Consider the following 25,175-nt stretch of genomic DNA (forward strand, 5'->3'; position numbering starts at 1 on the left):
TGCTCTCGACGGCGACGCCCCGAGCGCTGCGGGCGGCACGGAGGCGGCTCGCCGAGCGCCCGGAGGGCCGCGCGGCGGACCCCGCCCACGTCCCCCGTGCGGAGCAGCGCATCGGCCAGCCGCGCCGCCTCGACGCCGGCCCCGGGAACCCCGCCGTCCTCCCGCGAGCGCTCGACCACCCGCTCGAGGGCCGCCGCGTCGCCGGTGAAGGCCGCGACGGCGGCCGCGCGCGCCTCGAGCTCCTCCCGCAGAGCAGCACAGCGCGCGCTCGAGCGCGCCTCGGTGAAAAGGAGCAGCGCCTCCTGCGGCCGACCCGCGCGGAGTCGCTCCTCCGCCGCGTCCCTCAGCAGCCGCGCCCGCTCCTCCGGCCCGGCGGCGTCGTCCGCCGCGAGCAGCAGGCGGAGGTGCGGGGCCGACTCCGGGCGCTCGGCGAGCCGCCTCCGTGCCGCCCGCAGCGCTCGGGGCGTCGCCGTCGAGAGCACCACCGCTCGGACCACCGGGTCGCGGAACGCACGGCCGCCCGCCGTCAGGATCCCCGCCTGCACCAGGGCGCTGTCCCCGTCTCCGAGGGCCGACCCGATGCTCTCCGGGAACTCGGCGCCCGCCACCGCGGCGACCAGGAGCGCCTCCCGGCACTCCTCCGACAGCGGAGCCAGCAGGTCGAGCACCCTGGTCTCGGCCTGCTCGAGCCGCGGGTAGACCGGGAAGGGCGAGGGAGCGTCCTCGTCGGCCCAGGCCCGCCCGAGGACGTCGAGGAGCAGCGGATTCCCCTCCGCGACCCGCAGCAGGCGCGCCTCGACGGCGAGCGACCGCCGGCCGCCGTGGGCGCGCAGGAAGCCGCAGGCCGCCTCCGCGTCGAGGGGCTCGGTGCGACGGTGCCGGAGGCCCTCCCAGCCGGCGAGGACGCGCCGGTCGCCGGTGGCGAGGAGGCAGGCGGCGCCGACCTCGTCGACCAGCCGGGTCACCAGGGCCTGGAGGGTCTCGCGGGCGGCGACGTCGAACCGCTCCCAGTCGTCGACGACGATCAGGAAGCCGGGGTCGCAGGGCGAGGCGGAGGAGTCGCGCACCCGCTGCAGACGGCCGATCAGCGTGGCGAACAGCGCGAGCGAGGACGCGCCGATCACGGCGTCGCCCCGGTCCGGCCGCACCTCCACGACCTCGCAGCCGGCGGCGCGAGCGGTGGCCGCGGCGGAGCGCAGCATGTGCGTCCGGCCCGAGCCGATCCCGCCCTCGACCACCAGGAGCCGCTCCCGCGCGGGCGACGCCGAGCTCAGCATCCGGACCACCACGTCCTCGGGGGCGCTCGGGTGCGCGGGCGGCGAGGAGAGTGCACTGATCGTCATCGCGACTCCTGAGGGACGGGTTCCGAGGACCCCATGCTGACCGCCGGGCGCGGCCGCGCTCTCCTCCCTCTGTCGGAACCCTCCGGAGCGCACCCTCTGTCGAACCGTCCCGAGCGCCCGTCTCCCGGTCGGCGCCGGGCAGGAGGCGCAGCAGGGCAGTGGGCCCCGCGAGCGCCCGACGGTACTCTGTGTCCCACCGGACGACCGGTACGGCCCCACCCCCGCACGACCGCCGCTCGACGCGGCGGGTGATCCGATGGAGTCGCACGATGAGCTCTCGCAGCCCCCTCGCGGAGTTCCTCCGCGCTCGCCGGGCGGCGCTGCGGCCGGAGCAGGTCGGCGTGCCGACCGCGGGCACCCGGCGGCGGGTGCCGGGCCTGCGCCGCGAGGAGGTCGCCGACCGCGCCCGGATCAGCCGCGACTACTACCTCCGCGTCGAGCAGGGGCACGCGGTCGCCCCGTCCGACCAGGTGCTGAACGCCCTCGCCGAGGCGCTCGCCTTCGACGAGTTCGAGCGCGCCTACCTCTTCCGGCTGGCCCGGCTGCGCCCCGGCCCGCGCGATCCCGACTCCCCTCCGCCGGGCCAGGGCGTGGAGTCGCTGCTCGCCCACTGGCCGAGGACCCCGGCGTACGCGTTCGACCGCAACCTCGACGTCCTCGGCGCGAACGACCTGATGAGCCGTCTCGCCCCCGACAAGGGCGTGCCCGGCGCCAACATGCTGCTCTCCACCTCCCGCGGCTACGCGCGCGCCGTGGCGAACGGCGACCCGCCGGACCAGCTGCAGGCGTGGGGCCAGGTCTTCTGCGAGCTGATCGCCGCGCTGCGGTTCTACAGCGTCCCCGACGATCCGCGGCTGCACGAGATCGTCGGCGAGTGCTCGGTCGAGAATCCGCTGTTCCGGTCGATCTGGGCCGAGTACCAGGTCCGCCCCTTCACCCACCGGTGGATCCGCGTCCACGTCGAGCCGTTCGGCTGGCTCGACCTCGAGATGCAGACCCTGGAGCTCGCCGGCGCTCCGGGCCGGTACGTCGTGACCTACCTCGCGGCAGCGGGGACTCCGGCGGCCGCGGCCGTCGACGTCCTCGCCTCGCTGCGACCCGCTCCGGAGTCGGGCACCGCGCTGGCGGCCCCGGCCGGCGCCTGATCAGCGGCGGTGAGCCGGGCGAGGGCCTCGCGACCCGCCGCGTCACCCGCCTCGAACAGGAGCAGGAGGCGCGCGCCGTCCCGGACCAGCCGGTAGTCCATCGGAACGGAGCCGACCGCGGTGTCGAGGAACACGACCGACCCGCGTGCGTCGGCCTCCGCCCCGGCCGCCCACGAGTCCGCGAACCGGGGGCTCCTCGCCGAGAGCTCCCCGACGACCGTCAGGAACTCCCGGTCCCCCCGGTGCCGCTCGAGCGAGTCGCGGAGCATCGCCGCGACCTGGTCGGCGGCGGACCCCCAGCAGGGCAGGTCCTCGACCTCGGACGAGTCCAGGAAGGTGAAGCGGGCGATGCTCGCTCCTGGGGCGAAGGCGGGCGAGAGCGCCCGCGCGAGCGGAGTCGCGGCCAGCACGCGCAGGTGCCGATCCAGCAGCACCGCCGCCCTAGCCGCCCACGGCAGGAGCGCCGCCCCGTGATCCTCCGTCATGTCCCCGTCCCCTCCGCGCGTCCCTCCCTCAGCGCAGCGGAGTGATCCCCTGCGTCCCGGGCGGGAAGGTCGCCAGCACCTCCTCCGGGATGTTCAGGTGCTGCGCGACCAGCGACGGCGGCAGGTGGCTCAGCCACTGGGCGAGCGACACCTCCTCGTAGCGGGAGCTCTTGAAGGTCTCGATGTAGACCAGCGTGTCGTCGCCGGTGTTCTCCACGTAGTGGCCGAAGTTGCGGCGCACGACGCCCACGTCTCCGGCGTGGAAGTCGGTCGTGTTGGCGTGCGGGCCGGTGTTGAAGACGGTCATCCGAGCGGATCCGCGGAGGTAGTACTGCCACTCGTCGGCGTTGGGGTGCCAGTGCAGCTCGCGCATCGAGCCGGGCTCGACGGTCGTCAGCGCGGCCGAGACCGTGCGCGAGGCCGGGAAGTTCGTGCTGTCGGCGATCTGGATCCGGCCGCCGCTGTTCTGGTACACGGGCTCGGAGCGGGAGAGCCGGAAGATCACCGCCTCGTCGCCGTCCTGCACCCCGGCCGCGGCCCGGTCGGCCTGGAGGTCGCCGGGCACGTCGCCCGGGAAGATCCAGAGGTCGTGCAGCGGGATGTCGCGGAAGACCTCCTGCGCGACGCCGAAGTTCTTCGCCAGCACGTCCGGCGGCGTGTGCGCGAACCAGTCGGTGAGCAGGAGCGTGTTGCTCTCGGACTGCTCGCCGTCGTCGAACGCGAGCACGAACTCCGCCCCGTCCGGGCCGAGGCCCTGCAGGGAGTGCGGCAGGCCGGGCGGGAAGTACCAGAGGTCCCCCTCCTGCACGTCGTCGACGCTGGGCCGGCCGGTGCGGCTGAGCGTGGTGATGCGGCAGTTCCCCTTGGTCATCAGCGCCCACTCGGCGCTCTGGTGCCAGTGCAGCTCGCGGATCCCGCCGGCCTCGAGGTACATGTTCACGCCGGCGATCTCGTTCGAGATCGCGAAGTCGGCCTGCGTGAGCTCGCGCGCCCAGCCTCCCCGCTGCACCCGCCGCGGCGAGATGTTGAAGGAGGACCAGAAGAACGGCTGCGTGCTGATGTCCGTCGCGGGCGCGGCGATCTGGTTCGGGAACAGTCCCTCCAGGACGCGGTTCTGCGGGCCGGTCATCGTGTTCGCCGAGGGATCGCCCTCGGTGTTCACGATCCCCTCCTGGGGGAGGTCCGGGTCTCCGAAACCGGGGGTCTCGTGGTGCGGAGCGGTGCTGTCGTCGGGTTCCACGGCGTTCTCCCTGCTGATCGTCCTGCGCGCCTGCGCTGCTCCGATCCCACCGCTCCGGCCCGGGCGGCACCACGGTCATCCGACTCGATCCGCGCCCCGACGACCGGCCGCGCTCAGCCGCCCAGGCCCTCGAGCACGTCCCGCGAGGGCACGAAGTAGACCCCGCCGGTCGTCGCGGTCGAGAAGTCGAGGAGGCGGTCGTGCCGGCCCGCGGGCACGCCGACGAACATCCGCGTCAGCATCGTCTCGATCACCGACAGGTCGGCGGCCAGGCCGAGGAAGTACGTGCCGAACTCGCCCCTGCCGGGCCGGCCGAAGGGCATGTTGTCGCGGAGGATGTCGTGCTCGGTCCCGCCGGCGTCGACCACGGTCGCGAGCCCCTTGTGCGAGAGCTGCGCCGGATCGTCCTCGCGCTCGACGTTGTCGGCCTTGCTCCGGCCGATGACCCGCTCCTGCTGCTCGGTGGTGAGCGCGTGCCAGGACGTCAGGTCGTGCAGGTACTTCTGCACGACCAGGTAGCTGCCGCCCGCGAACGCCGCGTCCTCCGCGCCGATCAGCGCGACGCGGGGCAGCGCCTCCCCGGTCGGGTTCTCGGTGCCGTCGACGAAGCCCAGCAGGTCGCGGTTGTCGAAGTAGCGGAAGCCGACCACCTCGTCGCGGACGACGACGTCCTCGCCGAGCGCGTCGAGCAGGAGGCGCTCGAACTCGAAGCAGGCGTCGTCCCGCTCCGCCCGGATGTGGAACAGGAGGTCGGTCTGCGTCGAGACGGCCGTGTGCGCCGCGCCGACCACCTCCTGGAACGGGTGCAGCTGCGCGGGGCGCCCCTCCCCGCCGAAGCGGTCCCACGCGTCGCTCCCGATCCCGACCAGGCACGAGAGGCGCAGGCCCAGGTCGCGGAAGCCGACCGCGCGGAGGATCCCGCCCACGTCGGCGACGACGTCCCGCACGCGGTCCGCGGCGTCCTGCCCGCCGACGATGTCGAGCGAGAGGAAGACGGCGGACCTGCTGAGCGGAGCGACGACCGCCTGCGGCTCGATGGGGATGCGGTCCTCGACGGTCACCGGAGCACCGCCGGCCGGGGCGTCGTCGGCAGGGGCGTCGGCAGGGCCGTCGTCGTGGGCGTCGTCGTGGGCATCGCGACCTCCGATCCGCGCGCCGCGGGAGGGCGCGTCCGCCGCGATCCTGTCAGCGTCCGCGGTGCCGGTCACGAGTCATCCGACCCCACTCGGCGAGCGCGGCCGGCGGCCCCGCCACCGCCCGGGCGACCAGGTCTGGACGATCGTCGGAACATCTCCCCGCGCTCTTCAGGGAGCGCTCCCACGCCCCTATCGTGGAGCCGCTCCCCACCCTCATCCGGGGAGGCACCACCTTGGACACGACCCGGGCCGGGCTCGGGATCGACACGAGCACGGAGGTTCGAAGATGCCGTTTGTGACCACGGACGACGACGTCGAGATCTACTACAAGGACTGGGGCAGCACCGACGCGCAGCCCATCGTCTTCCACCACGGCTGGCCGCTGTCGTCCGACGACTGGGACGCGCAGATGCTGTTCTTCCACGCGCACGGCTACCGCGTCATCGCGACCGACCGCCGCGGGCACGGACGCTCGACCCAGGTCGGCACCGGACACGACATGGACCACTACGCCAGCGACGTGAACGCGGTCGTCGAGCACCTCGACCTGCGGAACGCGATCCACATCGGCCACTCCACCGGAGGCGGTCAGGTCGCGCGCTACGTCGCGAAGTACGGCGAGCCCCAGGGCCGAGTGGCCAAGGCCGTCCTCGTCTCGTCGGTCCCGCCGCTGATGGTGCAGACCGAGGCGAACCCCGAGGGCACGCCGATCTCGGTGTTCGACGGCTTCCGCGACGCTCTCGCGGCGAACCGCGCCGAGTTCTACCAGGCCGTGGCCTCCGGGCCCTTCTACGGCTTCAACCGCGAGGGTGTCGAGCTCTCGCAGCCCGTGGTCGACAACTGGTGGCGCCAGGGCATGGCCGGATCCGCGCTCGCGCACTACGAGGGCATCAAGGCCTTCTCGGAGACGGACCAGACCGAGGACCTGAAGGCGATCACCGTCCCCGTCCTCGTCACCCAGGGCGACGACGACCAGGTCGTCCCCTACAAGGACGCCGCGCTCAAGCAGCACGAGCTGCTGCAGAACTCGACGCTCAAGATCTACGAGGGCTACCCGCACGGCATGCTGACCGTCCACGCGGACGTCATCAACCCCGACCTGCTGGCCTTCATCCAGGAGTAGCGCGGCACGCTCGCAGGCGCGTCCCGGCCGTTCCGGGGCGCGCCTGCGCGTCTGCGCTCGAACGGGGGCCGGGTGCCCCTGCGAGCGGAGTCCGGCCTCAGGCGTCGGCGCCCGCGTCCCTCCCGAGCACCGCGGCGAGCTCGCCCCGCCCGCCGATCCCGAGCTTGCGGTACGCCGCGTACAGGTGCGCGCCGACCGTGCGCGGCGAAAGGAACAGGTTCTGCGCGATCGCGCGGTTCGACAGCCCCGTGCTCGCGAGAGCGCAGATGCGCAGCTCCTGCGGGGTCAGCGTGGCAGCGGCCGGCGACGGCGCGTCCGCGATCCTCCCTCCGGCGGCCCGGAGCGCGTCACGGGCCCGATCGGCCCAGGCGTGGATCGGCAGCTCCTCGAGCATCGCCAGCGAGTCGCGGAGGAGGGGCCTCGCCTCCGCCGCCCGACCGGCCCGGTGCAGCTCGTCGCCCACGAGCAGCAGCGCCCGCGCCCGCACGTACGGGAGCGGCGGCGGAGTCCGGCGGAGCAGCCCGGCCGCGGCGTCCGGCGCTCCGTCGGCGAGCGCCACGGCGATCTGCGCGTACCGGAGGGCCGCCTCGATCATCGGCTGGTGCCAGCGCTCGAAGAGCGATTCCAGCCTCGCGGCGTGCAGGCGCACGACTCCGACGTCCCCGATCGCGAGAGCCGCGTCGACGAGATCGGGCGTGGTCAGGATCGCGAAGCCGGGGTTCAGGGAGTCGTCGTCCGTGTCGAGGAGGGGCAGGAGCTCCGGCACGGCGTCGCCCGGTCGCGACTCGAGGACCGCCACCGCCGCTCGCGATCCGCGGAGCGTCGCCCGCATCACGCTCGAGCAGAGGACGGCCGCGCCGATCGCGCTGCCCGCGCTGATCGCCTCGGGATCGGGCGCGACGCCCTCCATCGCGTCGAACCAGGCCAGGCAGGCCCGGGACGCGGTCTCGAAGCCGACGTCCCCCAGGTCGCTCCCGAGGACGAGCGCCTCCTCGGCGAAGGAGCGGGCGCGCGAGATGCGGCCGGCGAGCGACGTGGTCATCGAGGCGGCGAGGAGCGCCTGCGGGAGGATCCGGATGTCGCCGCGCGCGCGCAGCCCGGTGATCGCCGCCTCCAGGAGCTCCCGGGCGACCTCGACCTCGCCCGCCGTGTTCAGCGCGTAGCCGAGCCACCACGCCTCCTCCGGACCGCTCGCCCCGCCGGCCGCCGCGAGCGCCCGGCGGACGACCTCGTCGCCGCGGGCGATCGGCTCGGTGACCGCCGCGAGCAGGACGGCGCGCGGGTCGGAGTCGTCGAGGGCGAGCGCGCGCACCGCCTGGATCATCGGCTCCCCCGGCGACGCCTCGCGGTTGTGGTCCCAGGCGATGGCGGCGAGGTGCAGGAGCGCGGCCGTCGCGGCGTCGACGGCTCCGTGGCTCTGCAGCGCGGTCACCGCGGCGAGCGCGGGCGAGAGGTCTCCCCGCGAGAGGGCCGTTCGCCCGGTCGGCAGCGTCTCGCGCGTCCAGGCGGCGCGGGCGGTGAGCACCGGATCGACGGTCTCACCCGCCGCGCGGTGCACGAGCAGCGCCGCCTCCGCGGTCCGGCCGGCGAGTCCGGAGTACTCGGCCGCGTCGATCAGGCGCGAGACGCGCAGCGGCCCCGCGGGGGTCAGCTCCGCCGCCCGCTCCATCGCCTGAGCCGCCAGGACGACGTCGCCCGTCGCGAGGCCGGACGCCGCGAGACCGGCGAGCTCCTCGCCGACCGGCCCGTCCGAGCCGGTCGCGAGCTCCGACCGCCACCAGAGCGTCCGGCTCGGGTCGTCGCGGTGCTCCTGGACGAGCGTGCGGAGCACGGCTGCGCGCTCGGAGGGGCGGCTCACGCTCGTCACCGCGGACTGCACGAGAGGGTGCCGGAAGCGGAGTCCGCTCCCCGGCGTCCAGCTGAGCAGCGACGCGGCGACGGCCCGGTCGATCCAGGAGGGGTCGGGGTGGCGGCCGATCGCCAGGTTCGCCAGCCGGCTCGCCTCCTCCGCCGTCGCGACGTCGCCCAGCGCCACGGCCAGCACGGCGAGCCGCGAGGGCTGGTCGAGCTCCGCGAAGCGCTCGGCGAAGGCCGACTCGAGGCGTCCGGTCACCGCGCGGTCCTCCGCCTCGTCGGCCGACGGGTCGCGCCCGGTCAGCTCCACCAGGGCGAGCGGATTCCCGCGGGCGAGGTCGAGCAGAGCGCGCCGGGCGGCGCCGCGAGGAGGATGCGGGAGCGTGTCGAGGAGAGCGGCCGAGTCGGCGGCCGACAGCGGCCCGAGGTGGAGGTGCTCGAGGCCGGAGTCCTCCTCGGGCCGGTCCCTCGTGGTCATCACGACGACGACGCGGTCCTCGCCGATGCGGCGGGCGAGCATCCGCAGCGCCCACGCCGACTCCGGGTCGATCCGGTGCAGGTCCTCCACGACGACCAGCAGGGGCCGATCGGCGGCGGCGTCGCTCAGGAGGGTCAGGGCCGAGAGGCCGGCCAGGAGCGGCGTCGGCTGCACTCCGTCCGCCAGGTGGAAGGCCACGCGGAGCGCGTCCCGCTGCGGCAGGGGCAGGCCGTCGAGGCCCGGGCGGAGCGGGTGCAGGAGGAGCTGCAGCGCCGCGTACTGGTCGCCCGACTCCGCTGCGGAGCCCGCGGTGCGCAGCACCCGCACGTCGCGTGCGCGGGCGTGGGCGACGACCTCCTCGACCAGGGTGGTCTTGCCGACCCCGGCGTCCCCGTCGATGACGAGCGCCGACCCGTGGGCGGCGATGCCCTCGACCATCAGACGGAGCCGCGCGAGCTCCGATCCCCGACCGACGACGAGCGCGTCCCGCTTCACGCGTCGAGTATCGCACCCTCGCGCAGACACTCCTCGACCCGGTGACGGGCCCGGATGAAATCGATCGCGGCGGCCGCGGCGCTGCCGGGGGCGCCGAAGAAGGAGGTCAGGAAGTGGTCGCCTCCGTGCACCTCCAGGGTCTGCCAGCGGAAGGCGATGAAGCCGAAGGGGTCGACGCGCACCGGCGACGAGCCCTCGCGGAGCGGATACGCCTCCTGGCTCGCCCAGACGCGGCGGAAGACCCGCGAGCGGCCCCCGAGCGAGGCGACCAGGACCCGCAGACGCGGGTCCGCCGGGTCGGAGTGGAAGCGGAGGGCAGCGGTCATCACGGCGATCGTGCGGTCCCAGTCCTCGTGCCGCTCGGCGTCGGTCTCGAGCGCCGCGGCGTCGACGACGGCCTCGATCATGTTGGTCCCCTGCTCGCAGGCCAGGGGCAGGAACAGGCGGCCGAGCTCGTTCACGGCGACGAGGTCCTGGTAGCGGTCGACCACGTAGGCGGGCGTCGTGGTCCAGGACGAGACCATGCTCGTCAGGCTGCCGACCTGCGCCGGGGTCGGCCCGGCCTGCGCCCAGCCCGGTGAGCGGCGCGGCGCGGCGTGTCCGCCGAGCCGGAAGAGGTAGTCGCGCCCGTCCGCGTCGAGACGGAACGCGCGGGCCAGAGCGTCCAGGACCTGCGCCGAGGGGCGGCGGTCCTTGCCCTGCTCGAGCCGCAGGTAGTAGTCCGGGCTGATCCCCGCGAGCACGGCGACCTCCTGGCGGCGCAGCCCGCTGACGCGGCGCCTGCCGTCGGCGCCCAGGCCGACCTCGTCGGGACGCAGCCGGTCGCGGTGCCCCCGGAGGTAGGCGCCGAGCCGCGCGGTGTCCGTGTCCACGATCCCGCCCTTCTCTCCCTTCGAGGCTAGGGAGGAGGCGGGCCCGACTCCACGCGACGCCGACCTAGATCCGCGGCGGGAGTACCTAGATCGGCGGGGCGTGCTTCCGGGTGGGGGCGGTGCGCGGCGGGGTGCGGAGGAGCGCACCGGCACTCGGCGCACCCCTCCGCGGTCAGGCGACTCCGCGGTCAGCTCAGCTCCGCCGCAGCGTCGGCGATGACCCGCGCGACCTCCTCCGGGTGCGAGCGCATCACCAGGTGCGGCGCGTCGAGCTCGACGACCGAGCGCACGCCCGCCCGCCGGTAGCCGAACCGCTCGACGTCCGGGTTGATCGTCCGGTCCGCGGCCGCGACGACGCCCCAGCTCGGCCGGGTCCGCCAGGCGGCGACGGGAGCGGCCTCACCGAAGGCCAGAGCGGCGAGCGGGCGCTGGCCGACCGCGAGCACGGCCGCCTCGGCCGGATCGATCCCGGCCGCGAACACCTCCGGGAACGCCGACACCGCGACCGACACGTCCGTGCCCGGCTCCGCTCCGTCGATCGGGAACGGTGTGTAGACGAGGTTCGCCGGGAGGTCGGAGTCGGGGAAGGCGCCCTGCAGCTGCCCGAGGCTCTCCCCCTCCTCGAGCGCGTAGGCCGCGAGGTAGACGAGGCCGACCACGTTCTCGGCGGCGCCCGCCACCGTGATCACGGCGCCGCCGTAGGAGTGGCCCGCCAGCAGGACCGGCCCGTCGAGCTGCTCCACGAAGGAGCGGAGGTACTCCGCATCGCCCAGCAGGCTGCGGTTCGGCACGGCCGGGACGCGCACGGCGTGGCCGGCGTCGAGCAGGATCCGCGTGACCGGGGCGAAGCTCGCGGCGTCGGCGAACGCTCCGTGGACGAGGACGATGGTGGGTGCGGGCATGGGGTGTCCTTCCGGTCGGGCTGCGGTCCGGCAGCCGGCTGCGCAGCCGATCCGGACCCGGGCCGAACCTAGGACGGCGGACGGCGCGCGTCGTGACCCCGCGACTCCCCTGCCGACCGGGCGGCCGCCTGTCGCCCGCCCGAGGACACGCTCCAGCGCTCGTCCCGCCCGCTCACGGCGGGCCCCGACCGCTGCAGCGTCCGCGTCCTGGTCCCGGCGGGGTCACCCTTCGACGGCTGGACCGCCCGGGATCGCGGCGAGGTCGGCCAGCGGGCTCTCCGGCCGGCTCGCCGGCGACAGCGGCGGAGAGGCTCGCGGCCTCCTGCGGCCCGAGACCCGGGCCGCGGCGCGTCAGCTCGCGAACTCCTCCGGCCAGCCCAGCGCGGCCAGCGACCGGCGCACGCGCTCGATGTCCTCCTCCGAGGGCAGCTCCGAGGTCACTCCGGCGATCGCTGTGCCGACGTCCGCGCGGGAGGCGGGCGCGTCGGCGGCGAGACCGGCGGCCACCTCGGCCACCTCCTCGTCGCTCAGACGGCGGCGGAGGAGCGCCAGCAGCGGCACGAAGTCCTGCTCGGGCAGCCCGGCCGGATAGCCGGCGCGCAGCCAGCGGACGATGCGCGCGACCAGGCCCTCGCGAGTGTCCGGCTCGGCCAGCGACTCCGGGCCCGCCAGCGGCCAGCCCGCGCTCGCGAGCCGCGAGGAGACGCGGGCGACGTCCTCGGGCAGCGCCGGTCCGAGCAGCAGCTGCTCGATCCGCTCGCGCACGACGGCCCGTGAGACGACCGTCTCGGCCCGCTCCGACTCCGACAGGAGCCGCGCGACGACCTGCTCGACCTCGTCCGTCGTGAGGCTGCGGCGCAGCAGGCCCAGCAGCGGCAGGTAGTCCTGCTCCGGCACGCCGGACGGGTAGCCCGCGCGCAGCCAGCCGACCACGCGGGCGACGATCCCCTCCCGCGCCGCGATCGGATCGGTCGAGGCCATGCTCAGCCCTTGGGCACGAAGGTCGGGATCACGTGCTCGAAGCTCACCGACTGGCCGAGGCCCGTCGCGATGATGACGCTCAGGCCGATCACGACGGAGCCGACGACGAGGGCGAAGCAGAGCACGCCGATCCCGCGCAGCACCGGGGCGGGCAGACCGCTCCGGACCGCGGGGGCGTCGGACCCGCCCGAGGCGGGAGCACCGGCGGCGACGGCGAAGGAGCGGACGCCGACGGCGAAGAGCACGGGCAGGCCTGCTCCGAGGAGCACGGCGACGAGGGCCACCTGGCCGGCGGCGGAGAGGAAGAGGGAGAGCACGGTGCGGATCCTTTCGCTCAGACGCCGGCGGTCTCGGGCGCGGGGCGTGCCGCCGCGTCCTGCCACTCGTCGTTGACGTTGTGCGCACCGATGCTGTCGCGGCGCGAGCGGATGTAGATGAGGGAGGCGACGGCGACGAGGATCGCGGCCATCAGGAGGCCGCCGGCCGCGCCTCCGACGAGGTGGCCGATCCACCACATCACGGCGCCGACGAGAGCGGCGGCCGGGAGCGTGATGACCCAGGCGATCACCATGCGCAGCGCCACGCGCCAGCGCACCTGCGCTCCGGGTCGGCCGACTCCGGAGCCGAGGATCGAGCCGGTCGCGACGTGGGTGGTCGAGAGGGCGAAGCCGAGGTGGCTGGAGGCGAGGATGACCGCGGCGGAGGCGCTCTCGGCGGCCATGCCCTGCGGGGTGTCGATCTCGACGAGGCCCTTGCCGACGGTGCGGATGATCCGCCAGCCGCCGATGTAGGTGCCGAGCGAGATGGCCAGCGCGCAGCTGAGCTTGACCCAGAAGGGGACCGACTCGGTGTCGCTCCAGCCGCCGGCCGCGATCAGCGCGAGCGTGATCACTCCCATGGTCTTCTGCGCGTCGTTGGTGCCGTGCGCGAGCGAGACGAGGGAGGCGCTGCCGATCTGGCCGAAGCGGAAGCCGCGGTGGAGGCTCTTCTCGGCGAGGTTGCCGATCACGCGGAAGACGAGCCAGGTGCCGATCGCCGCGACCGCGCCGGCGAGCACGGGCGACATCAGCGCCGGGAGGATCACCTTGCCGACGACGCCGTCGAGCTTCGTGCCGTCGCCGGCCCAGTTGACGCCGTTGAGGCCGAGGCCCGCGAGAGCGGAGCCGATCAGGCCGCCGAAGAGGGCGTGCGACGAGCTCGACGGCAGGCCGAGCAGCCAGGTCAGCAGGTTCCAGACGATGCCGCCGATGAGGCCGGCCAGCACGATCAGCAGCAGAGCGGATCCGCCGTCCTCGAGCAGCGCCGGATCGGGTGCGCCCGAGGAGTCCTGGATCTTCACGACCGCGTTGGTGACGGTCAGCGCCACCTCGATGCTGAGGAACGCACCGACGAGGTTCAGCGACGCCGAGAGGGCGACGGCGGTGCGGGGCTTCAGGGCACCGGTCGCGATGGACGTGGCCATCGCGTTCGCCGTGTCATGGAAGCCGTTGGTGAAGTCGAAGGCGAGAGCTGTGACGACGACGAGCGCGAGCAGGATGAAGGGATCCACGCAGACATGATGCTCCCGCGGCGGGAGGCGTTCCGGCGTGGTCGCGAGGCTTCACCTGCTGTTCACCTCGCGGGGCACGCCCGCCCGATTACCCTGTGCGGATTCTCAGGCGGGCGGCGCATCGGTGGGTGCGATTCACCTGAGCCCGCACCGGCGTGCGGCGCTCAGACGGGTGCGCTCAGGAGGCCGAGCGCGGCATCGGCGGGGTGAGGTCCGGGGTGTGCGCAGGGTCGGAGTCGGGGGCCGGCTCCGGCTGTGCGGCGGACCCGGCCGCGGCACCGGCGTCCTCGGCGGACTCCTGATCCTCGGCGGGCTCCTGCGAGCCGGGCAGCGGCGGGGTGAGGTCGAGGGCGCCGACCGCCGGCTCGGCGGCGTGCTTCGGCGTGGTCGGGCGGTTCTCGGCCGCGGCCGCCTTCTTCGCCGTTTTCTCCTGGGTCCGCTTGAGCTTCTCGGTCTGCTCGGCCAGCTTGCGGGCCTTCTTGCGCAGCTTCTTGCTGGAGTCGCGGACCGCCTCGTGCGCCGCGCGCACCGACTTCTCGGCCTTCTTCAGCGCCCTCTTCGCGCGCTTCTGCGCCGCCTTGTCGCGTGCGTCCTTGTCCTTGCCGGTCCCGGCCATGTCCGCTCCTCCGCTCGTCGACCGCTCCGGCCGACTCCCCCACGCTACCGAGCGGCACCCGCCCCGCGAACCCGCTGGCGAGCGCGCCCGGGCCGCGCTAGGCGCGCGGGCGGCGGCCGTTCTGCGCCCGTGCCGTCCCGCCTCCCCTTCCCCCTGGTCGCCGCCTCTCCTCCTTTCCCCCCGGCTCTCGCTTCAGCCCTGCGGTGCCGTTCGCGGCTGGGAGTCGCGGGCGAGTCGGCCCCGCGACGGGCGCGGGTTCGGCAGGCTGGAGGCATGGTCTTCCAGCACGATCCCGGCGGCTACCAGGGCCGCGCCGGCCTCCGGCGTCCCGTGCGCGGGCCCAGGCGCGACAAGTGGATGTGGTGGCGCCTGGGCTCCGGAGTCGCGGCGACGATCGCCGGCGTGATCGCCCTGCTCGCCTTCACCGCCGACCGCTGAGCACGCCCGTCGGCGACCCGGCGCACCCCCGCCACCCCGGATCGAGAGCCGATCGATGCGCTCAACCGCTTGACTCCGGAGGTTTCTCTCAGGTCGGATCCGGCGGAACGCGGGTAGTTTGGAGGGTCGCATCGGCTCAGCCGTGCGATCAGCCCCACTGCCCCACCCGGCGCTCGCCTCCCCCCTCGAGCGTCGGCAGACCTGGAACCTCCTCTGCATGCACCGTTCGTCACGCGCCTCGACTCCCACCCCCGCAGGAGCCGAGACCGGCAGTCCGTCCGCCCTCCCGACCCGTCGCTCGCTCCGTGAGCAGGAGTCCCGCAGCCGTCGCCCCTCCCGCGGCCCGTCGCGCCCCCGCGTCTCCGCAGTCGCCGCGATGACCCTCGTGGCCGGCATCGCGATCACGTCGACGATGCCCGCGTTCGCCGTGGGCGGCACCGCCGACTCCGAGCTGACCCGCGACACGGCCACCGCCGTCGCCGCGGCCCGCCCGCAGAGCTTCGTGGCGGCCGGAGTCGTGCAGCAGAGCGTCACCCGCGACGCCTTCGCCGCCGAGGCCAAGCCCGAGGTCCTCGTGCCCACCGCGTCCCTCGACGCGATCACCGCCACCTCCGGCGAGTCGACCGCGGCCGCCGCCGGAGCGTCCGGAGCGTGGGTCGTCCCGATCTCCGGTCACATCAGCAGCAGCTACGGCCCCCGCCCCGACGCGCCGGTCGCCGGCGTGAACCTGTTCCACAAGGGCACCGATCTCGCCGGCGCCTGCGGCACGCCCGTCCTCGCGGCCTCCAGCGGCACCGTCGAGGAGGCGTCGTACCAGGGCAGCTACGGCAACTGGATCCTGCTCGACAACGGCGGCGGCATCGAGACCGGCTACGCCCACAACAGCGAGCTGATGGCGTCGGTCGGCGAGACCGTCACCGTCGGCCAGGTCATCGCGCTGCGCGGCTCGACCGGCGCCTCCACCGGCTGCCACCTGCACTTCGAGACGCGGGTCGACGGCGAGGCGGTCGACGCCGTGCCGTTCATGGCCGAGCTCGGCGTCCCGATCGGCTGACGTCCTCGACGACTCGAGAACGCAGACGTCGCGGTGGCCGCTCTCGACCACCGCGACTTCTGTGTTCTCGTGAGCGCGCAGGCCGGCGTCAGGGCCCGGGGACCGTCCGCGCCCCGGTCGAGACGGCGGCCGACCAGTGCGCGTCGTCCGGCACCGTCGTCACCCTGATCTCGGCGTCCTGCTCGACGGCGATCTGCATGGTGCCCGTGTTGCCGCCTCCCGTGCCGGTGCGGGTCGTGCTCGGGCTGTAGACGCACGACGATCCGCTCGTCATCAGGCCGACGACCTCGATCGTCACCTCGGCGTCCGCGGTGTCGCAGGCGACCGAGACGGTGATGTGCAGCGGATCGCCGCTGAGGTTCACGGTCTGCGGATCGACGGGGCCGACCTGGTCGGTCCACCGCACGGCGGCGGTCGCTCCCTCGGGCAGCGTCACGGGCCCGAGCGGAGCGTCGGTGGGCGTCGCGGTCGGAGCGGCGGTCGTCGGAGCAGCGGTGCCGGGAACGGCGGGTGTCGCCTCTTCCGCCTGGTCGGCGCCGCTCGTGCAGCCGCTCAGAGCGAGCGCCGTGAGCAGTGCCGAGGCGCCCAGCGCGGTCGCGCGCCGTCCGGCCCGGAGCCCCGTCGCCCGGCGCGGAGCGGTCGTTCTCGTGGTGTCCATGGTGGTTCCCCCTGTCCACTGGCGTCCCTCCGGTCTACCCGAGCCCGCGCGGCCGCGGATCGCACTCTGCGGCGGTTGCCAGGGTCGGGAGCCGTGCTGCGGATCGATGGGGAGCTCCTCCGTACCGGCGCGGCGGCCCGTCGATCCGCTCGGGTGCCGCGGATGATCGGCACCGGGCGGATCCGACGCCCGCCGCTCCCGGCGCACCCCGCCGAGCCGCCCCTCTGCACCCGGAAGGCACCGCCATGATCGCCTCGAACACCTACCCCTTCTCCGGACGCACCGTCCTGGTCACCGGAGCCGGCTCCGGCATCGGCCGCTCCATCGCACGCGCCTTCCTCGAGCAGGGCGCGAGCGTCGCGGTCGCCGGGCGCACCCCCGCCACGCTCGAGGAGACCGTCGCCGGCTTCCCGGCCGAGCGCGTCCTGGTCGTCCCCACCGACGTCTCGGTCCGAGCCGAGGTCGACGCGCTCGTCGAGGGCACCGTCGCGAGGTTCGGCGGGATCGACGTCCTCGTGAACAACGCGGCCGGCCACCTCGGCGGCCCGATCGATGAGGTGGAGGACGACGCCTGGCGCTCGCTCTTCGCCACGAACGTCGACGCCCTCTTCTACGCGGTGAAGGCAGCGCTCCCCCACCTCAAGGCGAGCCGCGGCAACATCGTCGTCGTCTCCTCCGTGTCGGGCATCCGCGGCGACTGGGGCCAGGCCGCCTATAACGCGACCAAGGGCGCGATCACGACCTTCGTGCAGTCGCTGGCCCTCGACTTCGGCGCGCACGGTGTGCGGGTCAACGCCGTCGCGCCCGCCTTCACGCAGACGCCGCTGACCGAGTCGATGGCCTCGACCCCCGAGGAGCTCGCGCCCTTCATCGACCGCATCGCCCTCGGGCGCCCCGGGCAGCCGGACGACATCGCCCCGCCGGTGCTGTTCCTCGCCAGCGCGGACGCGGCGTACATCACCGGCGCGATCCTGGCCGTTGACGGCGGGACGAGCGCCTCGACGGGGCAGCCGCACCTGTAGGCGGGCGAGCGGCGGATCGGCCGCGGCCAGGCGACTCGCCTGCTCGGCCGGGGCGGCTCGGCGATTCGCCTGCTCGGCCGGTGCGGCTCGGTCGCCCGGAAGCGGCGGCCAGGCGGATCGGGGTCGGGGGCGGCTCTGCCCAGAACCCGAGTGCTCGCGTCGGATCCTGCGGCCCCGCTCGTGAGGGTCCACCGGGCTCGACCGCGGGCGCCCGCAGCCCGGATCACTCCATCCCTGACCGCGCACTCAGACTCAACCGACACCTGTGGAGTATCGTGGAGTCACTTGCATGCAGACGCATGGATACGGACTCGCCGACCACACGGCCTCCGAGCCCATCCCTCTTCGAGCAGGAGTCGTCATGACCACCACCAGCACCCGATTCACCGACCGCGTCGTCCTCATCACCGGAGGTGGATCCGGCCTGGGCCGCGCTGCCGCCGTCCGCCTCGCCCAGGAGGGCGCGAAGCTCGCCCTCGTCGACATCTCGGAGCAGGGCCTCGCCGCCACGGTCGACGTCCTGCCCGAGGGCACCGAGTCGATCACCGTCCTCGCCGACGTGTCGAAGGAGGCGGACGTCGACGCCTACGTCGCGCGCACCCTCGAGGCGTTCGGCCGCATCGACGGCTTCTTCAACAACGCCGGCATCGAGGGCCGCCAGAACCTCACCGAGGACTTCACGGCCGACGAGTTCGACAAGGTCGTCGCGATCAACCTCCGGGGCGTGTTCCTCGGCCTCGAGAAGGTGCTGAAGGTGATGCGCGAGCAGGGCTCGGGCATGGTCGTCAACACCGCGAGCGTCGGCGGCATCACCGCGATCGGCAATCAGTCCGGCTACGCCGCCGCCAAGCACGGCGTCGTCGGCCTCACCCGCAACTCCGCGATCGAGTACGGCGAGTTCGGCATCCGCATCAACGCGATCGCGCCCGGGGCCATCTGGACCCCGATGGTCGAGAACTCGATGAAGCAGCTCGACCCGCAGAACCCGCGCAAGGCGGCCGAGGAGTTCATCCAGGTCAACCCGACCAAGCGCTACGGCGAGGCCGACGAGATCGCCTCGGTCGTCGCCTTCCTCCTCTCGGACGACGCCTCGTACGTGAACGCGACCGTCCTCCCGATCGACGGCGGTCAGTCCATCAAGTACTGAGGTCCCGCGGAGGGAGCGGAGGGAGCGCCTGCTGCGGCGGCGAGCCCTCCGCCCTCCCGCTGACGCCGTGTCGTTCGTGGGACGGACTCGGCCGCTCCTCCACAGGTGCTACCTCCGACGCGCGTCCCCACCGGGCCTCCGTCGCGCAGCACCCGGCACCGCGGCGGGAGCAGAATGGGGTCGGTCCCGCCAGCGGCCGGACCTCGACCGCTACGGAGACATGCATGAACCCCACCGGGAGCTTCCGCGCCGCCCGCGACACCCTCTTGCAGCACCGCACCGATGCGGTCGCCGCGAACGAGGCCTTCCAGTGGCCGGACGTCGGGCCCCGCTTCAACTGGGCGGTGGACTGGTTCGACGCGATCGCCATCGGCAACGAGCGCCCCGCCCTCTGGATCGTGGAGGAGGACGGCTCCGAGGAGAAGTACTCCTTCGACCGGATGCGCTGGCGCTCCGACGAGGTCGCCGCCTGGCTCCACTCGGTCGGCGTCGAGCAGGGCGATCACGTGATGCTCATGCTCGGCAACCGCCTCGAGCTGTGGGAGTCGATGCTCGCGATCATGAAGCTCGGCGCGGTCATCCTCCCCACGACGACCCTGCTCTCACCCGCCGACCTGGCCGACCGCCTCGAGCGCGGCGAGGTCGCGCACGTCATCGCGGACGCCTCCGAGACAGCCAAGTTCGACGAGATGGAGGGCGGCTTCGGCCGCATCGCGGTCGGCGGCGCCGTCGAGGGCTGGCTCGACTACGCCGACTCGCTCGAGCCCTTCGGCATCAGCCCGACCGTGGTCGTCCAGAGCTCCGATCCGTGCCTGATCTACTTCACCTCCGGCACCACCTCGAAGCCCAAGATGGTCGTGCACACGCACGAGTCGTACCCCGTGGGGCACCTCAGCACGATGTACTGGCTCGGCGTCCAGCCGGGCGATGTGCACATGGCGATCAGCTCGCCGGGCTGGGGCAAGCACGCGTGGAGCTGCTTCTTCGCGCCGTGGAACGCCGAGGCGACGGTGTTCGTCTACAACTACAGCCGCTTCTCCCCCACCGCACTGCACGAGCAGCTCGACCGGGCCGAGGTCACCACGTTCTGCGCGCCGCCGACCGTGTGGCGGATGCTGATCCAGTCGGCGCTCGGAGTGAAGCCGCGCGCGCTGGCCGAGATCCTCTCGGCGGGCGAGCCGCTCAACCCCGAGGTCATCGCGACCGTCGAGCGGGAGTGGGGCCTCACGATCCGCGACGGCTACGGCCAGACCGAGACCACCGCGATCATCGCGAACCCGCCCGGCGCCCCCGTGGTCCCCGGAGCGATGGGGCGCGCGCTGCCCGGCGTCGCCATCGCCCTCGTCGACCCCCTGACCGGCGAGCCCGCCTCCACCGGCGAGATCTGCCTCGACCTGTCCGTCGAACCCGTCAACCTGATGTCCGGCTACCTCGGCGACGAGGACCGCACCGAGCGCGCCCGCGCCGACGGCTACTTCCACACCGGCGACGTGGCGGTCCGCGCGGTCGACGGCACGATCACCTTCGTGGGCCGCACCGACGACATCTTCAAGTCCTCCGACTTCAAGATCTCGCCGTTCGAGGTCGAGAGCGTGCTGCTGCAGCACCCCGCCGTCGCCGAGTCCGCGGTGGTGCCGGCTCCGGACGAGGTGCGCCACAGCGTGGTGAAGGCGTACGTCACCCTCGCCGAGGGCTGGGAGCCGACCGCCGAGACGGCGAGCGCGATCTTCGCCCACACCCGCGAGCTGCTCTCCTCCTTCGAGCGGGTGCGGCGCCTCGAGTTCCACCCCCTGCCCAAGACGATCTCGGGCAAGATCCGCCGCGTCGAGCTGCGCGAGCGCGAGGAGGAGGCGTTCCGCCGCGGCGAGGAGATCCCCACGGAGTGGCGCGCCGACCGCCTCTAGGCGCGGGGGCCCTCGTCCGCCGGGACACCGCCGGGACCGCCGCGGCACCGCTGAGACGGCGGCGTCCCGGCGGGGCGGTGGTGTCTCGAGGGGATGCGGTGGGCCGGGACGTCGGCCGCCGGTGACCAGCGGGAGCGGGTGCCGTCAGCACGGAACCAGCGCGGCGTCGGCGGCGTCCGGATCACAGGACGGCGATCAGCTCGGCGTCAGCGCGGGAGTACAGCGATCAGCTCGCCGTGGTCGCGGACGCCGGGGGCGCTGCGGCGGAGCGAGTGGGTCACCTCGAGGCAGGCCTGCTCGGCGAGGGCGCGCATTTCGGCGAGCGGATGGAACCACGCCGGTGCGACGGCGTGCGCGAACGCCTCCGTGCGCGGCCCTTGGAAGAAGCCGATCAGCAGGCTTCCGCCCGGTCGGAGGTGCGCGGCGAGCGCCGCGACCGCGCCGGGCAGCTCCGCCGGCGGCAGGTGGATGAGCGAGTACCACGAGAGAACACCCCCGAGGCCGTCGACGTCGAGCTCGAGCGCCGAGCCGAGCCGGAACGGGACGTCCGGGAACCGCGCCCGCGCCAGAGCGACGAACTCCGGCACCGGGTCGACGCCGATAGCGGCGGCTCCGCGGCGCTGGAGGAACTCCGTCCAGTGCCCGGGCCCGCAGCCCACATCGGCGACCGTGCCCTCCAGCCCGTCGGCCCACGACCCGATCAGCTCGCGATCGGCCGCGGGCCCCGCGTCGACCGATCCGAGCAGCGCCGCGTACTCCTCCGCCCGCGCGCCGTACGCGTCCCGGACCTCGTCCATCCGGTGAGCGTAGGCCGTCTCGAAACGGCGCGCAGCGGGCACGCGGAGGCGCGTGGCACGTTCCGCGGTGCCGTTGGCACAGCTCGGCGGCACGGTCCACTGGCGCGTTCTGACGTTCTGGCGCGCCTGCCTCATGAGCGTTCGCGCCCGGCCTCCCGAGGCGCTCCGCGAGGACGGATCATCGAGGTGCCGCGCCCCGTCCCCGCCCCGAAGGAGACCCGATGACCCCTGCCGACGCCGCCCCCGCCCTGCCCACCGCCGCCCTCGTCTTCCCCCTGCTCGTCGGCGTCGCGCTGCTCGCCTCGGGCGCGACCGCCCTGCTCCGCGCCGCCGGTCCTCATGGCGTCCGGAGGCGCCTCGAGGAGTCCCGCGCCCGCGCCGCGGCCCTCGGCGGAGGCCCGGGCGCGCGTGGATGCAGCGCTCCCGGCGTCCTTCCAGCCTGCCTGCGGGTCGTCGTCGGCACCCTCCTCCTCCTGGCCGCCGGCCCGGCCTACACCGCGGCCGCCCTCGTCGCCGCAGCCCTCTGCGCACTCGCCCTCGCGCACGCCGTCCGCCGCTTCGCCCAGGACTCGGAGGGCGACCCGCCCGCCCCGGCCGCGGTCGCCGCCACGGCCGCGCTGCTCGCCTTCGCCACCGTCGCCGCGGCCCAGGGGATCCTCGGATTCACGGGCGTCCCGGCGCACCTCCGGGAGTTCGACCAGCAGGACCTGAGCTGGGCGGCCGCCCTCGTCGGAGTGGTCGCCGCGTGCGGCCTCCTGCAGCTGGCGGGACGCGGAGCGGAACCGGTGGCCGCACCGGCGGCGGGCGTCAGGCGGCGCGGCTGATGCTCGGAGCTCCGACGCTCGATGCGCCCCCGCACCTCGTCCTCGACGGCAGCGCGGTGCGGCTCGCGCCCGCCCGCGGCTCCGTCGCCGTGATCACCTTCTGGATGCAGTTCCACAACTCCGGCACCGCCGCCCTGCACGACCTCGCCCTGTTCTGCGGCTCCTTCACCGACGGCTCGGGCGTCGAGCTCGACTACGACGAGGCCCCGGTCACCGTCGTCGGCCGGCCCGAGCGGGTCGCCCCGGGAGCGGGGTTCGTGGCCGTCGCGCACTACACGATCGCGCCGCTGCGGGCGCCCCGGACGCTCCGCCACTCCATCGTGCTGAGGGGCCGCACGAGCGACGACCGGCCGTTCACCGACGTCGCCGCGCTCGAGGTCCACGTCGATCCGAGGCGCACCCCGGAGGTCCGGTTCCGTCCCCCGATGGCGGGATCCGACACCTTGCGGTGGAGGTGAGCGACGATGCGATCGCATGAAGACTTCTCACCACCGGGCCGGATCGGCCAGGGTAGAGGGATCGCGTCGTACGGAGGACGCGCCAGAGGAAAGGACTCCGCCGTGAGGGGAATCGCAGAAGGCAGCCGACCGATCGTCGATCGCGGAGTGTCCCGCCGGGACACCGCGGCGGCCGCGTGGCTGGCGCAGAGCGGCGTCGACGTCCGCGCGAACGGCGCGTTCCGCATCGTGGCCGACACCCTCTGCAGCGACGGCGTCGACGTGCTCCGGATCTGGCACTCGCCGGCCCGCCTGCACCGCACCTCCGCCGCCGGCCCGGGCGTCCGCCTGATCATCCCGCTCGAGGGCGCGCTCGTGATCCAGCCGGACGATCCGGCGGCGCTCGAGGTCCGCGTCGCGCCGGGTGCCATCGCCTTCCTCCACTGCGACTCCCCGTTCACGATCGTGACCGACACCCCGAGCGCCCGCACCGAGATCGCCCTCGACCGCCCGCTGCTGGGCCTGGTCGACTCGGCCGACCGTGGCGCCGTCGTCACCGAGGCCGACGCGGCCAGCCGCGGAATCCTGCTCTCGACCGTCAACGCGACCTTCGGCTCCACCCTCGACGCCGACTCCCCCGCCTTCCCCCTGGTGCGGGCCGCCGTCGAGCAGCTGGCGGGCGCTGTGCTGGCGACCTCGCTGCCGCGCGAGAGCAGCGAGGACGTCTACACGCGCGCCCTCGCCCTGATCGCCGCGATGTCCACCGACCCCCGCCTCTCGGTCCAGGAGATCTGCGAGCGCCTCGGCGTCCCGAAGCGGACGCTGCAGCGCACCTTCGCGCGGAACGGCACCACCGTGTTCGACGAGATCCGCCGCGCACGCCTCACGACCGCGCGCGCCCTCCTCGGCGGGAGCGACTCCCCGCCCTCGCCCGAGCACGTGCTGAGCAGTTACGTCCGCTCGCAGCGCCTGCGCCGCGACCTGCTCCACCTCGAGACGGTGCCCGCCTCGAAGCTGGGCTGACCCCGGGGCCGCAGCGCTCGCAGGGTCGGTGGGCACGGTCGGCGACGGAGGTCACCTCGTTTGCGCGCCTCCGGTCCGGACGCTCCGGCTCGGAGGCACCGTCTCCGCAGCCGCGCTCAGCCCGGGTACGGCACCGCCGCCGCCGGCCACCCCGACGCCGCGAGCTCCGCGCGCAGACGGTGGTGGTGCTGCACGGCGCCGAGGGAGTCGGTGCGGAAGGCGATGGCGAGGGCCGCGTCGGCCCAGTAGGCGTCCCAGCCGGAGTAGCGCTCGAAGACGCGGTCGCCGACCGCGGCCAGCAGCTCCCAGGCCCGCGCCGCCGGGAGGTAGCCGGCGACGTAGGCGTAGCGGATCGCGCCGATCGTGCGCTCGGCGTCGCCCGCGAGCAGGAGCAGCGGCGGACGCCCGTCGACCGCCTGGGCGAGCTCGAGGAGGTGGAACTCGCTGCCGCCGGTGAGCGCGGCGACCCGGGAGCGCATCCGCTCGGCGTCGGCGGAGGCCGAGACCTCGGCGAAGCGGGTCGAGAGCGGCCCGCGGGTGAGCACGTCGGCGACCAGCAGCTCGACGTCGTCGGCCGAGGCGATGCGGAAGTCGCGGTCGAGCGCGACCCGGTGCTCGACGAGCGGATGCAGCGGCAGCTGCTGCCAGGGCGCCCCCTTCGCTCCGTCGGCGTAGCGGCGCCGCAGCTCCTCCGGGAGCTCGGCCCACGAGGGCTGGAACGCGAGGGAGGAGTTCCAGCCGGCGAACGAGAAGTCGCTGACCGCGTCGAGCGCGAGCAGCTGCTGCTGGCGGAGGGACGGGGTCGGCGAGTCGGCCGCGCCGAGGTAGGCGAGCTGCTCGCGGCGCGGCGCGCGCGCATCCCACTGCTGGAAGCCGACCGTGGCGGCGAGCAGCCCGAAGGCCAGAGCGAACGCGAACGCCGTGAACGCGACGACGCTCTCGCCGCCGCCGAGCGCGAGCCCCCATGCGAAGCCGACCAGGCCCACCGGAGCCGCGAAGGCCGTCACCAGGAGGACGCGGCGTCCGGCGCCCTGCCCGCGCCGGTGCGCATCGGCCGCCCGCGCGTAGCGCAGCCGGGGTCGGACGGGGAACTCGACGTCTCCGGGATGGTTCTGCAGCGGCACGGTCGCAGCCTAGGGGCGCGGGTCCCGTCGATGTGTGCTTGCCTGGTCGCATGACTCTCGCCGAAGCACTCCTCGAGCGGGCCGACCTGCAGAAGCGGATCGAGGCCCTCCAGTCGCGGATCGTCGCGAACGCCTCCTACCAGGAGGGAGAGGAGCCGACCGAGGACCCGGCCGAGCTGCTCGCCGACTGCACGCGCGCACTGGGCGAGCTCGAGCGGCTGGTCACGGCGATCAACCTCACCAACGCGACGGCCACCACTCCCACCGGCGAGGTGCTGACCGCGGCGCTCGCCCGGCGCGAGGCCCTGCGCGCCCGGCACAGCCTCCTGACCCGCGCGGCCGACGCGGCCGCCGGCGAGCGCGGCTACCGCCAGCTCCGGAGCGAGCTGCGCCGCCTGCCCGCGCTGCCGGTGCGGGAGCTGCGCGAGCAGGCGGACGCCGTGGCGCGCGAGCTGCGCGGGCTCGACGCCGACGTGCAGAGGACGAACTGGGGGGTCGAGCTGCAGAGCTGACACGAGACGCGGTGAG

The 25,175-nt window shown here is 74.3% G+C and carries 24 protein-coding genes and 1 pseudogene; 11 read left to right on the plus strand and 14 right to left on the minus strand.

From position 1 onward, the window contains the following. Positions 1 to 1,343: pseudogene (locus C5B98_RS15405) on the minus strand (hypothetical protein); the annotation flags it as partial. Positions 1,344 to 1,612: 269 nt separating this feature from the next. Between C5B98_RS15405 and C5B98_RS15410 the strand changes: the two are divergent. Continuing rightward, positions 1,613 to 2,488 carry a helix-turn-helix transcriptional regulator gene (locus C5B98_RS15410; RefSeq protein ID WP_104328047.1) on the plus strand — a complete coding sequence of 292 codons (876 nt, stop codon included), beginning with the start codon at positions 1,613 to 1,615 and terminating at the stop codon, positions 2,486 to 2,488. Here C5B98_RS15410 and C5B98_RS16730 read toward each other — a convergent pair. The 3 genes from C5B98_RS16730 to C5B98_RS15425 all read right to left on the minus strand — a co-directional run bounded on the left by C5B98_RS16730 (position 2,380) and on the right by C5B98_RS15425 (position 5,421). Continuing rightward, positions 2,380 to 2,973, minus strand: coding sequence for a hypothetical protein (locus C5B98_RS16730; RefSeq protein ID WP_146076982.1), 594 nt, complete (start codon positions 2,971 to 2,973; stop codon positions 2,380 to 2,382). The two genes, C5B98_RS15410 and C5B98_RS16730, sit on opposite strands and share 109 nt — an antisense overlap. A gap of 28 nt (positions 2,974 to 3,001) precedes the next feature. Then, positions 3,002 to 4,213 (minus strand): cupin domain-containing protein, encoded by a 1,212-nt coding sequence (locus C5B98_RS15420; protein ID WP_244229514.1) that lies wholly within the window; start codon positions 4,211 to 4,213, stop codon positions 3,002 to 3,004. Positions 4,214 to 4,326: 113 nt separating this feature from the next. Beyond that, entirely contained in the window at positions 4,327 to 5,421 is a 1,095-nt protein-coding gene (locus tag C5B98_RS15425; protein ID WP_308471266.1) for a Dyp-type peroxidase, read from the minus strand. A gap of 214 nt (positions 5,422 to 5,635) precedes the next feature. Between C5B98_RS15425 and C5B98_RS15430 the strand changes: the two genes are divergently transcribed. Next, a complete protein-coding gene (locus C5B98_RS15430; protein WP_104328049.1) occupies positions 5,636 to 6,472 on the plus strand; it encodes an alpha/beta fold hydrolase in 837 nt (278 codons plus the stop codon). Positions 6,473 to 6,569: 97 nt separating this feature from the next. On the opposite strand, the gene C5B98_RS15435 is transcribed toward C5B98_RS15430, so the two are convergent. From C5B98_RS15435 to C5B98_RS15465, 7 genes are all read right to left on the minus strand, one after another. After that, entirely contained in the window at positions 6,570 to 9,299 is a 2,730-nt protein-coding gene (locus C5B98_RS15435) for an AAA family ATPase (RefSeq protein WP_104328050.1), read from the minus strand. Then, on the minus strand, positions 9,296 to 10,171 hold the full coding sequence (locus tag C5B98_RS15440) for a helix-turn-helix domain-containing protein (RefSeq protein ID WP_181065563.1): 876 nt from the start codon (positions 10,169 to 10,171) through the stop codon (positions 9,296 to 9,298). The genes C5B98_RS15435 and C5B98_RS15440 overlap by 4 nt, the downstream gene beginning before the upstream one ends. 188 nt (positions 10,172 to 10,359) lie before the next feature. Continuing rightward, positions 10,360 to 11,073, minus strand: coding sequence for an alpha/beta fold hydrolase (locus C5B98_RS15445; protein WP_104248158.1), 714 nt, complete (start codon positions 11,071 to 11,073; stop codon positions 10,360 to 10,362). A gap of 351 nt (positions 11,074 to 11,424) precedes the next feature. Next, positions 11,425 to 12,054: a DUF3349 domain-containing protein gene (locus C5B98_RS15450; RefSeq protein ID WP_104227379.1), complete on the minus strand. Its 630-nt coding sequence runs from the start codon at positions 12,052 to 12,054 to the stop codon at positions 11,425 to 11,427. 2 nt (positions 12,055 to 12,056) lie between these two features. Further along, positions 12,057 to 12,371: a hypothetical protein gene (locus C5B98_RS15455; protein WP_104227380.1), complete on the minus strand. Its 315-nt coding sequence runs from the start codon at positions 12,369 to 12,371 to the stop codon at positions 12,057 to 12,059. Positions 12,372 to 12,388: 17 nt separating this feature from the next. Further along, positions 12,389 to 13,603 (minus strand): inorganic phosphate transporter, encoded by a 1,215-nt coding sequence (locus C5B98_RS15460; RefSeq protein WP_104224012.1) that lies wholly within the window; start codon positions 13,601 to 13,603, stop codon positions 12,389 to 12,391. A gap of 178 nt (positions 13,604 to 13,781) precedes the next feature. Continuing rightward, positions 13,782 to 14,219, minus strand: coding sequence for a hypothetical protein (locus C5B98_RS15465; RefSeq protein WP_104328052.1), 438 nt, complete (start codon positions 14,217 to 14,219; stop codon positions 13,782 to 13,784). Between the two features lie 273 nt (positions 14,220 to 14,492). Here C5B98_RS15465 and C5B98_RS17105 point away from each other — a divergent pair, with 273 nt between their 5' ends. Both C5B98_RS17105 and C5B98_RS15470 read left to right on the plus strand, forming a co-directional pair. Next, complete coding sequence (locus C5B98_RS17105; protein WP_181065564.1) at positions 14,493 to 14,657, plus strand: hypothetical protein; 165 nt, start codon at positions 14,493 to 14,495, stop codon at positions 14,655 to 14,657. A gap of 376 nt (positions 14,658 to 15,033) precedes the next feature. Further along, positions 15,034 to 15,711, plus strand: coding sequence for a M23 family metallopeptidase (locus C5B98_RS15470; RefSeq protein WP_181065565.1), 678 nt, complete (start codon positions 15,034 to 15,036; stop codon positions 15,709 to 15,711). An 88-nt stretch (positions 15,712 to 15,799) separates the two neighbouring features. Here C5B98_RS15470 and C5B98_RS15475 read toward each other — a convergent pair whose 3' ends face one another. After that, entirely contained in the window at positions 15,800 to 16,369 is a 570-nt protein-coding gene (locus tag C5B98_RS15475) for a hypothetical protein (protein ID WP_104328054.1), read from the minus strand. Positions 16,370 to 16,614: 245 nt separating this feature from the next. On the opposite strand from C5B98_RS15475, the gene C5B98_RS15480 reads away from it, so the two are divergent. From C5B98_RS15480 to C5B98_RS15490, 3 genes are all read left to right on the plus strand, one after another. After that, positions 16,615 to 17,391 carry an SDR family NAD(P)-dependent oxidoreductase gene (locus tag C5B98_RS15480; RefSeq protein ID WP_258063532.1) on the plus strand — a complete coding sequence of 259 codons (777 nt, stop codon included), beginning with the start codon at positions 16,615 to 16,617 and terminating at the stop codon, positions 17,389 to 17,391. Positions 17,392 to 17,752: 361 nt separating this feature from the next. Then, positions 17,753 to 18,538 carry a glucose 1-dehydrogenase gene (locus tag C5B98_RS15485; protein WP_167299040.1) on the plus strand — a complete coding sequence of 262 codons (786 nt, stop codon included), beginning with the start codon at positions 17,753 to 17,755 and terminating at the stop codon, positions 18,536 to 18,538. A 224-nt stretch (positions 18,539 to 18,762) separates the two neighbouring features. Beyond that, a complete protein-coding gene (locus C5B98_RS15490) occupies positions 18,763 to 20,442 on the plus strand; it encodes an AMP-binding protein (RefSeq protein ID WP_104328055.1) in 1,680 nt (559 codons plus the stop codon). Positions 20,443 to 20,648: 206 nt separating this feature from the next. On the opposite strand, the gene C5B98_RS15495 is transcribed toward C5B98_RS15490, so the two are convergent. Then, the gene (locus C5B98_RS15495) at positions 20,649 to 21,239 is read right to left on the minus strand and encodes a trans-aconitate 2-methyltransferase (RefSeq protein WP_104328056.1); all 591 of its coding nucleotides are present in this window, start codon (positions 21,237 to 21,239) and stop codon (positions 20,649 to 20,651) included. A 221-nt stretch (positions 21,240 to 21,460) separates the two neighbouring features. Between C5B98_RS15495 and C5B98_RS15500 the strand changes: the two genes are divergently transcribed. The 3 genes from C5B98_RS15500 (at position 21,461) to C5B98_RS15510 (ending at position 23,523) form a co-directional block, all read left to right on the plus strand. Next, positions 21,461 to 22,063 (plus strand): hypothetical protein, encoded by a 603-nt coding sequence (locus C5B98_RS15500; protein WP_104328057.1) that lies wholly within the window; start codon positions 21,461 to 21,463, stop codon positions 22,061 to 22,063. Continuing rightward, entirely contained in the window at positions 22,063 to 22,521 is a 459-nt protein-coding gene (locus tag C5B98_RS15505; protein WP_104282897.1) for a hypothetical protein, read from the plus strand. Before C5B98_RS15500 ends, C5B98_RS15505 begins: the two co-directional genes overlap by 1 nt. Before the next feature lie 102 nt (positions 22,522 to 22,623). Continuing rightward, positions 22,624 to 23,523 (plus strand): helix-turn-helix domain-containing protein, encoded by a 900-nt coding sequence (locus C5B98_RS15510; RefSeq protein ID WP_181065566.1) that lies wholly within the window; start codon positions 22,624 to 22,626, stop codon positions 23,521 to 23,523. 116 nt (positions 23,524 to 23,639) lie between these two features. Here the strand turns inward: C5B98_RS15510 and C5B98_RS15515 are convergent, their stop codons facing one another. Then, complete coding sequence (locus C5B98_RS15515; RefSeq protein WP_104328058.1) at positions 23,640 to 24,647, minus strand: DUF1266 domain-containing protein; 1,008 nt, start codon at positions 24,645 to 24,647, stop codon at positions 23,640 to 23,642. Between the two features lie 50 nt (positions 24,648 to 24,697). On the opposite strand from C5B98_RS15515, the gene C5B98_RS15520 reads away from it, so the two are divergent. Then, a complete protein-coding gene (locus C5B98_RS15520) occupies positions 24,698 to 25,159 on the plus strand; it encodes a DIP1984 family protein (protein ID WP_104224023.1) in 462 nt (153 codons plus the stop codon). The last annotated feature ends 16 nt before the right edge of the window (positions 25,160 to 25,175 follow it).

It is taken from the genome of Rathayibacter sp. AY1A5, assembly GCF_002930875.1.
GTDB lineage: Bacteria > Actinomycetota > Actinomycetes > Actinomycetales > Microbacteriaceae > Rathayibacter.